General features: G+C 36.4%; 13 protein-coding genes. 9 read left to right on the forward strand and 4 right to left on the reverse strand.

Annotated elements, in window-relative coordinates:
• Positions 1-67: 67 nt before the first annotated feature.
• The 3 genes from FFJ24_RS12010 to FFJ24_RS12020 are packed head-to-tail and all read left to right on the forward strand — an operon-like array spanning position 68 to position 4,648.
• A complete protein-coding gene (locus FFJ24_RS12010; protein ID WP_138821721.1) occupies positions 68-1,429 on the forward strand; it encodes a radical SAM/SPASM domain-containing protein in 1,362 nt (453 codons plus the stop codon).
• 21 nt (positions 1,430-1,450) lie between these two features.
• Positions 1,451-2,416 (forward strand): hypothetical protein, encoded by a 966-nt coding sequence (locus tag FFJ24_RS12015; protein ID WP_138821722.1) that lies wholly within the window; start codon positions 1,451-1,453, stop codon positions 2,414-2,416.
• 12 nt (positions 2,417-2,428) lie between these two features.
• The gene (locus FFJ24_RS12020; RefSeq protein ID WP_138821723.1) at positions 2,429-4,648 is read left to right on the forward strand and encodes a peptidase domain-containing ABC transporter; all 2,220 of its coding nucleotides are present in this window, start codon (positions 2,429-2,431) and stop codon (positions 4,646-4,648) included.
• 80 nt (positions 4,649-4,728) lie between these two features.
• Here the strand turns inward: FFJ24_RS12020 and FFJ24_RS26115 are convergent, their stop codons facing one another.
• Positions 4,729-4,887 carry a hypothetical protein gene (locus FFJ24_RS26115; protein ID WP_168202463.1) on the reverse strand — a complete coding sequence of 53 codons (159 nt, stop codon included), beginning with the start codon at positions 4,885-4,887 and terminating at the stop codon, positions 4,729-4,731.
• 278 nt (positions 4,888-5,165) lie between these two features.
• Positions 5,166-5,924, reverse strand: a complete 759-nt coding sequence (locus tag FFJ24_RS12025) for a LytTR family DNA-binding domain-containing protein (protein ID WP_246862798.1) — start codon at positions 5,922-5,924, stop codon at positions 5,166-5,168.
• 81 nt (positions 5,925-6,005) lie between these two features.
• Here FFJ24_RS12025 and FFJ24_RS12030 point away from each other — a divergent pair, with 81 nt between their 5' ends.
• Positions 6,006-6,743, forward strand: coding sequence for a LytTR family DNA-binding domain-containing protein (locus FFJ24_RS12030; protein WP_138821724.1), 738 nt, complete (start codon positions 6,006-6,008; stop codon positions 6,741-6,743).
• 218 nt (positions 6,744-6,961) lie between these two features.
• Positions 6,962-8,131, forward strand: coding sequence for a sensor histidine kinase (locus FFJ24_RS12035; RefSeq protein WP_138821725.1), 1,170 nt, complete (start codon positions 6,962-6,964; stop codon positions 8,129-8,131).
• On the opposite strand, the gene FFJ24_RS12040 is transcribed toward FFJ24_RS12035, so the two are convergent.
• Both FFJ24_RS12040 and FFJ24_RS26120 read right to left on the reverse strand, forming a co-directional pair.
• Complete coding sequence (locus tag FFJ24_RS12040; protein ID WP_145315339.1) at positions 8,052-10,895, reverse strand: lantibiotic dehydratase; 2,844 nt, start codon at positions 10,893-10,895, stop codon at positions 8,052-8,054. The two genes, FFJ24_RS12035 and FFJ24_RS12040, sit on opposite strands and share 80 nt — an antisense overlap.
• Before the next feature lie 375 nt (positions 10,896-11,270).
• Complete coding sequence (locus FFJ24_RS26120) at positions 11,271-11,411, reverse strand: hypothetical protein (protein WP_168202464.1); 141 nt, start codon at positions 11,409-11,411, stop codon at positions 11,271-11,273.
• Between the two features lie 969 nt (positions 11,412-12,380).
• On the opposite strand from FFJ24_RS26120, the gene FFJ24_RS12045 reads away from it, so the two are divergent.
• The 4 genes from FFJ24_RS12045 to FFJ24_RS12055 all read left to right on the forward strand — a co-directional run bounded on the left by FFJ24_RS12045 (position 12,381) and on the right by FFJ24_RS12055 (position 16,854).
• The gene (locus tag FFJ24_RS12045) at positions 12,381-13,133 is read left to right on the forward strand and encodes a hypothetical protein (protein WP_168202465.1); all 753 of its coding nucleotides are present in this window, start codon (positions 12,381-12,383) and stop codon (positions 13,131-13,133) included.
• A gap of 20 nt (positions 13,134-13,153) precedes the next feature.
• Entirely contained in the window at positions 13,154-13,705 is a 552-nt protein-coding gene (locus tag FFJ24_RS12050; protein WP_138821728.1) for a hypothetical protein, read from the forward strand.
• 154 nt (positions 13,706-13,859) lie between these two features.
• A complete protein-coding gene (locus FFJ24_RS26660) occupies positions 13,860-13,985 on the forward strand; it encodes a hypothetical protein (RefSeq protein ID WP_256377619.1) in 126 nt (41 codons plus the stop codon).
• A gap of 520 nt (positions 13,986-14,505) precedes the next feature.
• The gene (locus FFJ24_RS12055) at positions 14,506-16,854 is read left to right on the forward strand and encodes a hypothetical protein (protein WP_138821729.1); all 2,349 of its coding nucleotides are present in this window, start codon (positions 14,506-14,508) and stop codon (positions 16,852-16,854) included.
• Positions 16,855-16,886 lie beyond the last annotated feature (32 nt).

Genomic DNA, 16,886 nt, shown 5'->3' on the forward strand with positions numbered 1-16,886 from the left:
AGCTACATAATGGGCCGCGTGTTGCGGCCCATTAATTTCTTTCACATAACATCTAAATTTTATTACGATGTATAAAGTATCAAAATATCTGATCTTCAGTGATGTCTTGGATGATACACAAGAAGATTCCAAACGAATTGCTTATTCAACACGTACCGGTGAGGCTTTGATGATATCGGATTCACTTTACAATTCAATAAAGGGAAATGATTTTAAAGAGCTGAAATCGCCTGTTCTTCAAACACTCTTCAAAACAGAAATTATAGTTCCGGATGAAGAAAACGAATTCGAAACGATCTTAAACCAAAATATAGAAGCAGAAAAGGACAACAATTCATTGTCTTTTGTAATTCAACCAACAGCAAATTGTCAGCTGGGATGTCATTATTGCGGGCAGTCTCATGCCAAGCATACCATGAACGATGATTTGATCCCTAAAATAATGGATCGGATTTCACACATGTCATCAAAAAAGAGAATTGATTCTCTCAACATCACCTGGTTCGGTGGTGAGCCATTAATGGGATACAGCCAGATCAAGAAGCTGAGTTCAAGGTTTATAGATTTATGTAATGAAGAAAAATGGTATTATAACTGTAAAATTGTTACTAACGCTGTAAGCTTAAAGAAAAATATTTCATTAGAACTGATCAATGACTGCAAGGTAACTTATTTTCAGATCACCATCGACGGAATGAAGGAGTTCCATGATAAAAGACGGGTAACTAAAGTAGACGCTAATGGAACCTTTGATATCATTCTTACTAACCTCTTAGATTTATTAGACCTGGAGGAGTTTAAAACTAATCGATGTTTTGTTGAGATAAGAATGAATATCGATAGTACAAACTATCAGAGCATTCCTGACTTAATTAATTTGCTGGCAGAAAAGCGAGTTCATGAAAAGAACGTCGGGCTAACTTTTGCCGCCATTCTTGACTGGGGAGGAAATGGTGCTTCAAACGACAGTCTTTCAAATGATTTCTTTGCTGAAAAAGAAATTGAATGGTATTTATTTGCAGCATCTAAAGGTTTCAAGATAAACGGTATCGTACCGTCAAGGCAGTTTTCGCCTTGTATGGTAGTTGATCAAAGCGCCGAGGTCTTCGATGCGTATGGTAACATATTTGCCTGTTATGAATTACCTATCACCCCGGCATTCGAAAGCCCGGAATTTAAAATAGGCAATTTAAAGCTCCCTCCCGAAACTGATAATAAGGAGGCTATCCCTCGTAATTGGTTCAAAGACATAAAAAACAATATTTCCTGGTGTCCAAACTGTACGTACTTCCCTGTTTGTGGCGGAGGATGTCCGAAGGATTGGTATAACAGTAAACCGGCATGTCCATCATTCAAATTTAACGGTGGCGACAGGTTGATATTACAGCATTTGCTAAACAATACCGAGAATATTACTGAATTAATTTAGAAGCCCATAAAAACTGACCTCATGAATACTTCGTTATCAGATCATCTACAATCAATTATTGGCCTAGACTATATTCAAAAGCACAATTTAGACAAAAATCATGTCTTTTACTCTATCCACAATAAACTTTTGGGTGAGGTTTCTGCAGATGAAAGAATGAACATATTATTTCATTTTGAGGAAATTAAAAAAATCCTAAGCCGGGCGAGGCGAAGTCAAATGAATGTAGCCAACCTTGCTTTAAAGGGATTGGAAAAGCTCAACCTGACATACACTAACCAAATTGCAGGAATTGGTATGGAGTCCATACACTTACCTATGCTGGCGTATCTTGATTACGTCAATGAAAATTTCGACCTGGCTGAATTGCATTTAACAAGAAGTATAGAGTTATTACAAGTATTAATTGACCACGGAATTGAAGATTGTAAAATAGCATCCCTTGAACAATATCTAAATCTGTTTAAGGTTTATATGAATGTAGGTAAAGTTGACCAGGCAGTATCTATCGTGTTAAATTTACTTTCTTACACAATTGGTTATCCGTCGGGGCCAATAAATTTCTCATCGCTCCGAACACACTCCCGGAACGAGCAATTAGATGTTTTGCATTTTTACGTGAACAGCATATTTAAATTTCTGCTTTTAAAAACCAGGAAGGATACGTTGTTATCTACCTCAGTAAAGGTGGCGGTGCTTGAAAAGTTAGCACTGGACTTACAGTGCTCAGATCTGGACAATGATCTTATCCCTAATCTTAAACAAATGATATTGTTCGTTATAAATGGTAATTATGAACAGGAGGACTTTACTGCGGTCGTGCCGATAGAAACAATTTTTTCTCCTGATGTTCCATCTTTTCTACAATTCCAGATTTTACAACGAATGATTTATCCGGAAAATGGCTTGTTGATTTCGGGAGAAACTACTATTGATATGGAGATATTGAAGATATACGCCAAAAATGTATTGGAATTGACGCTGTAGGATAAACTAGCTATGAAAAAAAAGTTTTGTGCGCAATATGATAGTTTTGATTGCGGTCCTGCCTGTCTTTCCATGATAGCGTCTTTTTATGGCAGGGATTACGATTTGAGATTTTTAAGAAGCAAAAGTTTTCTTAACCGCAAAGGTGTTAGCCTTCAGGGAATTTGTGAAGCGGGTGAATTTATTGGGCTTGATCATTTTTCCGCAAAATTGACGCTGAACACCTTGGGGGCAAAAAATAACGAGGTTAAAATGCCCTGCATAATTCATTGGAATCAAAATCATTTTGTTGTTTTATACAAAATATCAAAGAACTTATTCACCCATAAAAACAAATATTTAATTGCAGATCCGGCCTATGGCTTTATTACTTTAACAGAGGAGAAGTTTTTAAAAGGGTGGATCACAAAGGGAGATAAGGGAATAGTACTTTTCCTTACGCCCGGAACCGGGTTTTATACAAAAGAAAATATTCCTGAGCAGAAATTGTCGGCGGGCTTTTTGTTTAAATATTTAGAACCCCACAAACGACAGGTGTTCTGGATGTTTCTATTATTGCTGCTGGGCACTTTAACCACATTGGTTTTCCCAATTCTTACTCAAAAACTGATAGACGACGGCGTAAATAAAAAAAACTTAAATATTGTTGGTTATATTTTGCTTGCTCAATTGGCGTGCTTTTTGGGAAATGTTGTCTTTGGCATTTTACGGAACTGGATTGTTCTCGGCGTTGGCACAAGAATTAATATTCAAATTATTTCGAATTTCCTTAAAAAGCTTTTGAAGTTGCCAATTGGTTTTTTTGAAACAAAAATAACCGGCGACTTCAATCAGCGCATTCAAGATCATGAGCGAATAGAGCAGTTTTTGACTTCTCAAAGCCTGCTTATACTTTTTTCCACGATAACTTTTTCTGTATTTTTTGGTGTATTGTGGTATTACGATTATAGGATACTGTTAGTTTATTTTATTTTAACTGCTGCTTCTATTCTCTGGTCGATATACTGGATGAAAAATCGAAAGATGTTGGATTATTTTCGTTTTCAACAAAAAAGCGAGAGCCAGGAATCGATCTATGAGATTATCAATGGTGTTTCTGAAATGAAACTCAATCAGTTCGAAGCCTATAAAAGAGATAAGTGGGAGTTAATACAGGATAAACTTTTTAAAATTAACATCAGGATTTTGAAATTAGATCAAATTCAAATGTTTGGTTTTGAGTTCATTAATCAGTTCAAAAATATTCTTGTAACGTTTCTTTCGGCAACGTTTGTTATTCAGGGACGGATGACGTTGGGCGCTCTTTTAAGTATATCCTATATTATCGGTCAAATGAGCGGTCCTATAAGTCAGGTGATCACTTTTCTTAAATCTTTACAGGATGCAAAATTAAGTCTTTTAAGGCTTAATGAAGTGCAGGAACATCCAGAAGAAGAAAAAGCCGGCCAGGCACCTTTAATGAGTGAAAAATTTCTTTATCAAAATGGCATACAAAAGGGCATATATTTCAACAACGTTTCCTTTCAGTATGAAGGGCCGCAATCATCTTATGTGTTAAAAGATATTAACCTTTTTATACCCGAAGGAAAAGTAACAGCTATAGTCGGGGCAAGCGGAAGTGGAAAAACTACCCTGATGAAATTGCTTTTAAAGTTTTATGAACCTGTAAGTGGTGAAATTATATTTAATCATTTAAACCTTAAGGATATTTCTGCAGAAAGTTTAAGAAAGAATTGTGGCGTTGTAATGCAGGATGGATTTATTTTTTCAGACACGATTGAACGAAATATCGTTACAGGAGACGATGATATAAATTATGAATGGCTCAACGAATCTATTTTAATCGCTAATTTAAAATCGTTCATAGATGAACTGCCCCTCGGGCTCAATACTAAAATTGGTGCCGCCGGTAACGGAATTTCCGGCGGGCAGAAGCAACGCATTTTAATGGCAAGAGCTATTTATAAAAATCCATATTTCATTTTATTTGACGAAGCTACATCTGCTTTAGATGCCGAAAACGAGCGGGTGATTCATCAAAATCTACAGAGATTTTTCGAGGGAAAAACTGTTATCATTATTGCACATCGTTTGTCTACAGTTAAAAATGCAGATCAAATCATTGTCATAAAGAAAGGTCAGATAGCAGAACAAGGTAACCACAAGCATTTGGTTTCAACACGAAAGGATTATTATAATCTTGTAAAGAACCAACTTGAACTTGGGACATAACCAGCCCCGGTCTGATTTATTTCACGATAAAGGAACGTCGTATAGACTAATACATCATAAATAGCAAAGCCAATTACCTGTTAACCAATAAGGACAGCGCCGCGGTCGTCATCCTCGGATTGATTACCTGCGCCCGCTGTTACCGCTTGTTTAGGCTTTACCTCTGTTGCCTGTTCGCTTTTGCCGGTTACTGAAAACAGTTTAATAGTATCGCAGGTGCAAATTAATCTTGACTGCAAACCTTTGGTTTGGCTTTGGTAGGCTTGTGCTTCCACCCACCTGGAAATCTCTACTACTGCGCCTTTGCGGAGGTACTCGGCAAGGTCGGTATTGCGCCAATAGGTTTAATTAACGAACATGGCTTTTCCCTTTTTTTCGCCCGCTTTGTTCTTTCATTTTTCGTTAATGGCTACGGTAAAATTGATAAGACTTTTGTCTTTAACCGTTTTAACCTCTTTATTTCCGGTTAAATCTTCCTGTGAATAACATAATTTTAATCTTTGGGCTGAATTATATTTTAATGCTTGTTTCTGGTCGTTTTAACCAGTTGAAAAGAAAGATAATTTAAAAAATTCTCCCGATAGGTCTCACCGATACTAATTTTAAGATTGTTGTTTAAATAGATTGAAGAGCCTTCTATATAGTTAATATGCTCGGTGGAAATGATGAATGCACGGTGAAATTGTTTAAATTCTTTTCGCTTTTGAGTTAGCTCTTTGATGTCCGCTAAAGTCAAGTATACTGTTAAAATTCTATTTTCAATCATGTGAATTTTAACATAATTATGAATGCTTTCAAATGCAATGACATCATCATACGCAACCTTAACAATTCTTAAATTTTCATCCTTATTTTTTACTAAAAAGTGGTTTTCCGTTATTTTAGAACCAGGTATAATGGGAAATAATCTGTCAATAGTAGCTGCGAATTTGACAAAAGTATAAGGCTTTAGCAAAAATGAATCACCTGCAACTTCATAAGCGTCAAATGCATATCGCGAATGCGAGGTTGTAAAAATAAGTCTTTTTGTTTTTGATCGTAATAGTCCGGCAAGCTCAATTCCCGAAATATTTGGCATATCGATGTCCATAAATATGATATCAATACTTTGATGGCTATCAACTTTATCTAATGCTGCTTCAGGCTTTAGATACACCCCTATTACACTTATTCTTGGAACAAGTTTGATGTATTTAAGCAGGGCATCAACAGCAAACTGTTCATCATCTATTATTATGCAATTTAACATTTTTGCAATCAAGTTAATTTTAATCAATACAATATGTAATTTAATTAAATTATAGCAAAAAATGTTAAAGTTTTAGTTATCGATAATAGATTGTTAAAATCTTTTTATATGAAAACCTATAACTGCATTATTATTGACGACGAAGAATATGCTATCAAATGGCTTAGCGAATATGTAAAATCACTTCCTTACCTTAGGTTGATACATTCCTTTCAGAATCCCGTTACAGCCCTAACTTTTCTATCGGGCGAGGAATACGTAGACTTGATAATTCTTGATATTAAAATGCCTTTGATATCGGGTATCGATCTATCCCAAAAAATCAGATGTAAAACCAAGAAGCTTGTTTTTAGTACGGCTCATAGAGATTTTGCCTATGACGCGTTCGAGGTTCAAGCTGACGGCTATTTATTGAAACCTTATAGTCTTTCAAAGTTTGCCAGCACCATTGGCGCCCTCTTTCCTAAAGAATTGGCAAAGCAACCTAAAGCGCCAGGAGACGATTTTTTTTTTGCGAAGAACAAGAATGATGAACTTAGACAAGTCAAAATTTTCATAAAGGACATTATAGCTGTAGAAAGCAAACAAAATTATGTGATGATTTATACGACCTTTAATCAGGTGCTTACACACTTAACCCTTTCGCAAATGTCGAGTATATTGAAAAATTATGAAGGTTTTGCACAATTTCAACGTAGTTTTATTATATCAAAATATTATATTGAATCTATACATGGAAATACGTTAAAAATGACAGGCGGAAAACTGGAGATTACAGTTGGAGACTACTACAAAAAAGACTTTGCTGCCTTTCTTTCTGATAAAGTTTTAAAATGCAGGACATAAATAAATGTCCTGCAATAAATTTTTACTTTTTAACAAATAAAACCCCGGTCACCGTGGAAGTGATCATAGTTGTTGTAGGATCAGTCTCATTTGATGAACGACTAACCGAGTTTGCATTACTAAATGCAAATAATTTGGTTCTGGAAATTTTGAAGTGTTTTTTTTTCATGTTTTTTTTGGTTAAAGATGTTATCTAATATGAACTTTTGTAAAATTTTATGACAGAAAGGACAAAATTGTACTCAAAGACAATTAAAATGGGGATAAAGACTGCTAATGAATGGTTTAACAGATATAAGGTTCATTTAATATCATGGACTCTCTTCATTATATGGGAAAGTGTAGTAATCGGACTTTCTTCCGGGATTTTTGGACATCCGGTAACTTATATTACACACTATACATTAATCATCCTACTGTTTTATACCCATTCAATATTTACCTGGCCAATCGCATTAGCCAAGCCGAAACATGCGGTATGGAAAGCTCCATTATTAACAGCTTTAGAAATTGGCACTTTTATTATTTTATCATACTTATTGGATAAACTTTTAATAAAATTAGATTTCTTAAAAAATCATGGTCCGCTTGCCTTAACAGTTCCCTATACAATGCGGACGTTGTACAGGGGTTTATATTTTTTAGGGTTCTCCACGGGCTTTTATTACCTAAGGACATTTATTCAAGAAAAGAAGCGGTCATTAGAACTTGAAAAACAAAATTTTCAAGAAATACTTATACGGCGTGTAGTAGAAGAAGAACGAACACAAGCCCAAAACGCCTTCTTAATGGCACAGATAAATCCACACTTTTTTTTCAATACGCTAGACTATTTATATCATAATGTATCTGAAAACTCTCCGCAATTAGCAGAAGCGATTGCAGCTTTGGGATCAATGATGAGGTTTGCTATAGATGCTAATCAGGCAGGCAATTATATAATAATAGATGATGAAATAGAACAACTGGAAAACTTGTTATATCTACATCAGATACGAAAACCCCTATTTATTGATCTTAATGTTAGCGATGAGGTAAGAGACATCTCCATAATTCCTCTGGTACTCCTCACACTTGCAGAGAATTTATTCAAGCATGGCATTTTAGATGACGCAGAACAAAAGGCTGAAATTAGTATTTACACAGATAACACGAGCCTCATTATCGAAACCCGTAATGCTATTAAGAAGATGATACCATCAGGCCGATCAGGTACTGGTTTAAAAAACATTCAAAAACGATTGCATAATGCTTACGGGGAAAAGGTCATCCTCACTCATCAGGTAGACGAGAATGATTTTTTTTATGTCAGGCTCGACCTGCCTCTTTCATTATTAACAAATGCATGGACCTTTTCATCTCTTTCTGAAGAAACTGATAAAGAATAGCTTCGTGCATGCGTTGGTTTTCCGCAAATAATCGATTGATGTGAAGATGTATTAAGTCTGCAACAATAAGATACCTACTCTTGCCAACAGCGTAATTCTGGACAATTTGATAAAACAATTTTATTTGTTTTACGGGCATGTTAAAGTCGGTGGATTTTGGGATCAAGTATGTTTTTTGCGTTTCATATTCACTATTGAATAACTTATAATCGGCTTTTTTAAAATTGAATTCTTTAGCAAATTCAGTTGCCATGGCGGATACAAAATCTAACTGATCATCCTGACTTGCGAAAGCAATTTTAATAAGTGTTGTCATTGACCTGATAGCAAAATATTTTATGCTATAAGAATTACTTTTCAGCTGGAGAATATTTAGAGCGAACTTGCTATCCTGATAAAAAAAATCTTCCACATTTTCGATACTCTCTCCAAAGCGTTCGAGTTCCCTATTATATGTTTTAATCTGTAAGTCAGAGACCAGGCCACTATCCCACTGCGCTTCCAGGCATTTTGTAAATTCAGTTAGCACAAATAAGCTATGTCTATGATCCTTTAATTGAAACCTGATTCTGAGAAGATTACCATCTTGAGTATAACGAATAAAAAACCATCTTTTTAAATATGCTTTGCAAACTTTAAAGAACGCTTTAAGGTTTTTTATCAAAATTTCGTTGCTTCTCAATTCATGGCAAAAAACCTCAAGATATAGCCAATCGTTTATAGGAGGAAGTCGTCGCTTAGTTTTTGCGTTCGGTTTTAAAGGCGGTTCTACCCCTTCATAAACTTGATTTTGATGGTAAATACTTAGCAGCATTTGCCCTGCATATGCCTCTCCCTTTTCCGTTACTATTCCTGACCTTTTATCTATCAGCGCCTCGGCTATATAAATCATGTTTTCATGATGTTGACAACAATACCTGGAAAATGCCATTACATCTTGCCTATCATTAGGATCAAAAGTGAGTGTCTGGTCACCTGAACCTGTTTTAAAATGCTTAATAATTCCCTTATCACGGAACCAATGAGATAACTTTTCAGTAAAAGCAGAGATATTCGTCTTTTTTGCGTAGTTCATGATCTCCTTAGGAATAAGCCAGGTTTCTGGATTAAGGATGAAATTCTTGTAACATATCCTGGGATAATGGTCTAAATCCGAAAAACATGTTTTAAGTGGGAATGAAAAGTCTGTTCGAATACTTTGATGTTGAAGGTCAGAAAGAAAACGGTAGATACTGAGGTCAGAACGGTAGTAATTGTATGCCGTTGGGATTATGGGCACCAGTCTTTTTTTTAATTTCTTTGAGAATAGTATAATAGTGTCATTAATCACTGATATTTCCAGATCATCCAAATTCAAAGGCTGGGTATCTTCCGACCATGACAACAGTGGTAATTCAGAAGCGTAAAGTCTTCGTCTTCTGTTAATATTATCTACATGCTTTTCAGCCTGGTAAGCAACATCAAAAAAATAAACCAAAGGGTTCGCATCCTGTTCAATTTTTGCAATCTCCTTACCCAGTCTATAATATTCTTCACCGCACATTGTAAAACGGCCGATTAAGGTATTTGCAGAACCACCGCCTGCCAGATCAATCACGGCATTATCTTTGTATTTATGGTAAAGGATACTAAAAGAGTTCGGCAGCTGCGCCCCATTAGTTTCGGCTGATCCGCAGTAATCTTCCATTCGCACAACTTTTTCAGACGACTTACTTAATGCATAGATCAGATATTGATTATTAAATTGTTGTTTTTGTCGATCTTTTCTTGATATGCGAAATACCTTATCAAATTCAGAGTTTTGAGCATTTACAGCAAGATTAGCATAACCGACACCTATTTCAGGATCCAAGGCTACAGCAAGCGGAACACTCTGCCTGTCGAATTTATTAATAAATGCTTTTTTGAACCGTTCTATATGTATGTTCTGAGCATAAGGCAAATGAGTATTCAGATGGTTAATCAATTCAGGCAGTAAAGCAATAGCCGGATCGTTGTAGTTTCCTGAAAATGTTTTTCGTTCTGAAATTACATACGTGGTTTTCAAATCCTTATGCACAGGTAAGCCACGTCGAAAAAAATAGTCGGTTCCTGTAATATTTGGCGCCAGATCGGTAAACAAGAGTTGTATAGAAATTAATCGTTTTAATAGCTGGGTAATTTTGCCTGTGGTCAATTCAAATCGTAGAGCTATTTCATCATATAATACTGATTTTTGACATTTATCCCGGCAACACTCAATTATTAACAACAATTCAGGGAAAATATCCACCTGTTCAATCTGAAAATGAGCGTTGACAATTGTAATGTAGCGAAGGCATGCCCCTGCTTTATAAACTGTGACATTAGTATGAAAGGACTTCACTTTTGATAAAGAGTTATTTTCTTCCAAAAATTTATCCTTATCATCCCAATCTCTGAAACGATGGATGTACATTGCTTGACCAATTTCAACTTCATTCCTTTTTTCTGACGCCACCACCGGAACAAGTGTAACAGCAGCGAACGGACCAAAAGGTGTTGGCCTATACTTTGCCCTATTAAAATATTTGTAATAGGAAAATGATATTTTTGACTCCAGATTTTCTAATTCGGCTGCAGGTAAATCTTTGATCAGCCGGTAAAAGTCGGGGGATGCATCTTTGATATAACTTTTCAGTTTCTCACCTACATTTTCAAGATTTTCTTCAAGGGTTAAAGCTGGTGTCCTAACGATTATCACTGGATATAACTCTAACTCTATTTTACTAGCATTCATTTTCATTTTTTTCAAGAAATAACCAACTTTTTTGTTCCTTTTAAAAATGCTGGTGACAGAACATTATTTTTTGGGGCTGAAAGGCTTCTTTTTATACAAATAGTTAGACACATTGATAAGGGGATAATTGATCTTTCTAAAGTTTCCTATTTCCTTTAGGTCCATCGAACGCGATAGAAAGGCACAGGATGAAATACTCCCATTCATCGGCGATTGCGGTCGCACAGTACTTCATCTTAAATAAAAATGTTATCTGGGCTTTTAAATTATAATGCGGATTGGGCCTTCAAAGAATGGTTTGTAAACCAATAAAATAAACTAGAAGATTTAAAGCTTTTTTTAATGTTAGCCATTGACCTTTAAACCAGTTATTTTTTCGGGTTAAATGACCTGAGATTCGGGTAATAAAAGGCTCCCAATGTTCGCTACTTCTTTCTCCAAGGTACTTCCGGCAGGAAACCCGGTAATGGTCATTCGCCTGACCAGGCGAGGTACGGTATCAGGCAGTTCAGGAATCTCCATGGAACTGAAATACCTGTATGCGCTAATTTTTTTGGGGTATCACGTTAGGGATCCCGATTGATTTTCGGATTATCCGGAATAAAAACCTCGGTTGTCTCTTTGCCGGACGGGATAATTTTTTCTTGATTTCAAATCTGCTGCTGGCAGACTTGTAGCAGAGTCATCAATCTGACTAGCAAGAGATAACACAAAATGAAGAACCAAACTTCATTAACATTTGGAGATGCGCAATAGCCTTGGCTGATGAGATAGAAAAGTGGGGCCACTTGGGCTCGAACCAGGGACCAAAAGATTATGAGTCTTCTAGTCTCCCGGACTCTCATATTCACAAATGCATATCTATCAAAGTATTTTACAACATTTACTGGCCTCAAACATTTACTTCGTTACCTACTGTTACGGTTTACCTTAAACCTTTAGATCAAATTTTTGATCCAATTATAAGTTTTAAATTTCTGATACAGCTCTGTTAAACCGCCTCACAAAACGAAGATACCATCCTCTACTTTATATTGTCTCTTAGTTATAAGTTATATGGACCAGTTACCTCAAAGAGAAAACATTCCGTAGACATTGAATACTTAAGGCACCAATATCTTTTATCATTTACTCACCATCAAAAACTAAAAATCTGGTTTCAATAACGGAATGAGTTTATGAAAAACAGAAAAAAGCAGAGTTCATCACAATAATAGTACACAAATATGCAAACTCTCATATTTTCCATTACTACATCTCTGAAACATATCATATATTGAGGAATAATGAAAAATATGTATTGGAATTTTTCATTCCAAAACGGACTAAAATCATAGTATTGAAACTATTTTAACTTTCTTCTGTGTCCTGTATTTGCTTCTTTTAAATAGTTTATATTAGTCCTTTCTTAATATTCATTTATTTTACAAGTCACCAATAGTATATTTAAATTCATTTTCAATTCTGATGAAATATCTTTTTACATTAATAATGTTCATAAATTCCCTGATTACATTTGGACAACAAGTAACTGGCGCATACATTAAAGATTCGAAAACCGGCTGTAAGGTTTGGGATGAAGATTATTCACCACATGACAGAGTTACATGGAAAGGAGCCTGTAAAAATAATTTTGCAGAAGGGCCAGGAACTTTAATTTGGCATCAAAATGGTCAAGAAACGGCACGTTACATAGGTGTAATGCAGAAAGGCAGACCAAATGGTATTGGTAAATATACTTATTTAGGGAATGGAGAAACGGCCGGAAATTTTATTAACGGGGTATTGCAAGGTAAAGGAACCCGGACTTTCTCTACGGGGCTTAAACTGGAAGGAAATTATATTGACGATGAGTTTTTGAATATAGATGATGTACTTTTAAAAAAACTTAAAAAGCATACGACTGCATTTTTAGATAGTACAGATATTTATGTGAACGATGGAAATTCTAAATCCCTTTTTTACTATACTATTGCACCAAAAGATAATATAAAAGGCGCGCTGATTTTGCTCCCATCTTCTGGCGAAAATGCAGAAAGTGTAATTAGCTGCAATAAGAAATTAATACAGTCTGCTTCAGAAAACAATATTTTAACAGTCGTATTATCCATTAATAATGACCGCGGCTTGGATGATGATCAATTAGCTCTCGATTTTCTTAATGTTACATTTAAAGAAGTTATGAATAAATATAATGTTCAGGAAAATAAATTCGTTATCGGTGGGTTTTCGGGAGGGGGATGATTGCGTTAAGATATACAGAAATGGCAAAAGATAATAGTAACAAAACATCTATAATTCCAGCGGCCGTTTTTGGTGTTGATCCGCCCGTAGATTTGGCAGGACTTTACAACACCTCGAAACGGGATATTATGATGAATGGTGATAAAGTAGGCTTAAGTCCAGGTAAGATGAATGGGCTGAGGGAAGCAAAAATGATCATGGAAGAATATTATAAAATGTATGGTGGGGAACCTGACAAACATCCTGAAAGGTATATTCAATGTTCGATGTATTCCAGATCGGAGAAAGATGGCGGTAACGCAAAGTTTTTAAAGAACTTGCCTGTTAGGGTGTATTGTGATCCCGACATCTTATGGGCACTTAAGGAAAGAAACCGTGATTATTATGATATAAATGCTGCTAATCTATCTTCAATGATTAATTTTTTAAATATGAGTGGAAATAAAGAAGCAGAATTTATACCTGCTATTGGCAAAGGATATCGACTAGATGGAACCAGACACCCTCATTCATGGTCAATAGTTGAGCCTATTGACTGTTTAAATTGGATAGTTAACACTTTAAATAAATAGCTTATAATCTGTATTTTATAATTCTTAATGTTGATGCCATCCTGACAGTACACTCGTTTTTCCAGACAGATGTTATAATATTATCATTAAATGGTGGATTGTGATAGGCAAAAAAATCTATATCGTAAATTTCGTCTCAAAAAACGATTAAATTATGTATGATAATGATGATGATTTAAATCAATGGAAAGCAGAGAATAACGCAAGATCTGGTCGTTCTAATGACTTTAGTACTGGTAGCGCGGGATGGAATGCACATAATGCTGAAAAAACCAAATAGATGAAGAGAATTCTAGAAGAGAAAGGGAGTATGAAGATTATAGACGAGATCCTGACACATCAACCCATTCAGCAGCCTATAAATACGTTTTCTGGGCTTGATTGTTATATGCCATTTTTCTCTTTTGCCTTTTTTAGGTTAACAATATAGCTAAGACCTGCCAACAAACGAAATATATAATTATGAATTATACACAAACGATAGTAAAGCTTATGTTATTGATTTTTTCAATAGCTATGTTCTCATTATGGTTTACCTTTTTTTAAAGAAGAAATTTTATGAGGGTGTTATTACATTTCTTTTCCATTTATTGTGGTTTACGCCCGAAATTCACAGCCTTTTTATCCGTTTCGATTGGAAAGTTATTTCCATTTACCTCTATCTGCTGTCTGTTGAAGAAATACCTATTACTGGGTATTGCCCTGGGCTAAATAAAACCCTAACTTATACTCAAATAAGATCAGACAAACAGAAACTATTTTTCCCCTGAAACCTCTTTTAAACATTTTACGCTCAAAAAATGAAAAAGACCCTTTTGTTCGCAGCACTGTTGTTGACCGTATTCAACTCAGAACTCAAAGCACAGAACCTCTTCCAGATCTCACAGACCCTTTACGACTTCAAACAGCAACCATCAAAATTCAAGGATCATCTTGACTCCATCGGCAGGCTTCTTGCATTGGTAAAGGCAGGATCGGCAATCAAGCACAAGAGCCCGATGCTTGATCAAGTGGAAAAACTCTATGCTACCCAACTGATTACAAATACAACGAAATCGGTCGAGGGAACGGCATTTGTTGATGGTATAATATCAGAACTTTCTTCCGCAAGAGGCTCCTTTAACGGGGGGGAACTGGTCAGCCTGTCTGCATCGGTAAGCAAAATGAACGAGGATATAACAAAACTTGGCCAACTGGAGAAAAATCTTTTGATATATCAGGCTCCCCTTGATAGTACGAACAGGCAATTGCTTAAACTGCTCATCCCCAACATCAGTGACACGTTGAATTTATCGGATAGTCAGGCAATAGATAAAAGAATAACCGAAACAAAAGCAGCTATCCAGGCGATTAAGACAATTATCCTTGTCCAGAGAAAACAGATAACAGAAAAGATACTTGAAATCTCCAGAACAAACGTAAGCCAGCTCACAGAATTAAAGTTTGTCAGAAATCTGGTGGAGATCAAGAAAGGAACAGGTATAGCAATCACCGCAAAAGATTACAAAACTGCGGAGGACATTAACACCGAAAAAATGAAGGTAGAAGAATCAACCATAAACTCTTCTGGGCTTACCAATCTAAAGATCCCCTCCCAAGCAGAAATGATAGATGCCTTAGCCACCTATATAGCCAAACGCGCTAAACAGGAGGCAATAGTGTACTTTATGAAACAATGGAAGGATAAATTTGAGAACCTCACCACTTTAAAAAAACTTTTGCCTGCTACCGAGGCCAAGTTCCGCACTTACGACGAACTTTCAGCACCAAGTTTTGACGGTTCATGGAAATATTCCTTTTCCAAGGACCTGAATATGCTCCCATCAAACGGAATAAAGTTTCTATCTGAAAAATATTCAACATCAGGATCCCTGACCCAAAGGCAAAATATAATTTATTTAAAGGATGCCCAGCGCATATCCACTTTGATCATCAAAAAATACAATTTTATTGAGATTATAGAATCTGTTACGACGATAGATTCCCTGGAGAGCCCCGGTCTAAAAACATTTGCCAATATGATCAGGATTATAAACAATGAATTTTACGACCTAAGAGACCCCAACGGTTACTGGATAAGCCAGTCTGGTTTTAACGCCGCGGTAAACAACCGGCCAGAATCGGTACAGATCCTTATCGAGCTCCTGTCTAACAAGTACCGGGAATTCTCCCTTTTCACCAACCTGAGAACAGACAGCATTTCCGCCATAGACATTGTCAGAATGAAAACCTGGATCTCGGGAACCCTTATTGCCCTAAAACACTTCCAGAACAGTCAGGGAGATGTACCTGGAGTTAAAAAGGATTTCAGTTTCAACAATTATTGGATTGCGTTTTCCGATCTCATCAGTACCACCCTCGGACAGCAGGTCCAGGGGTCGATAATTAAAGGGTCTGCAAGTTTTGCAGACGGCATGGGAGAGACAAGGAAGCTGATTGAGACCTATCAGCTGATCCAGGAAAAAAATTATGCGGCAGCATCTATGTCTACTTTAGAGATTATTAAGCCCTATCTAAATGAACAGACGGACGGTTATAAATCTGCCTCCAGGATCATCGCTTTTATTTCAGATATCCTGCAATCAAAAAATTCAGGGGAAATGGCTGAGGTAATTGCAGCCCACGCACTTCCACCTGCGTCATTCCGCATCAAGCAGCAGCATACCTCGACCTTTTCCCTTGGTGCATATTTCGGTCCTTATGCAGGACTGGAATACGTGAAGGGGCAAGCAAATAAACTGCCGATGGTCATCGGACTTTCAGCCCCGATAAGCCTTGATTATAGTTGGGCATCTTACAATAAATCCTATGTGACTTTAAGCATGATCCTGCTCGACATCGGTGCGGCTGTTTCTTACAGGATCAGCCATGACAACCAGGGGCTACCGGAAGAGGTACGCTGGTCACAGCTTTTCTCGCCAGGACTTGCTATAAGAAGCGGACTCGGCAATACTCCACTTGTGCTAAGTATAGGGGCACAGATGAACCCGCAGCTAAGGGATTTTGGACAACAAGCCAAGAAGGATGCGATCAGATCATACGTTGCTCTTCTTATCGATATGCCGTTGCTCTTTGCGAAAAAAGGCAAAGAAAGAGTAGCAAAAATAAAACAATCTAAAGACGCAAATACTCAAAGCCAAAAAAAGTAAAATTTAAGTCGTATTAAAAAAGCAAATAACTA

The sequence above is a fragment of the Pedobacter sp. KBS0701 genome (genome assembly GCF_005938645.2).
Taxonomy (GTDB): Bacteria; Bacteroidota; Bacteroidia; order Sphingobacteriales; family Sphingobacteriaceae; genus Pedobacter.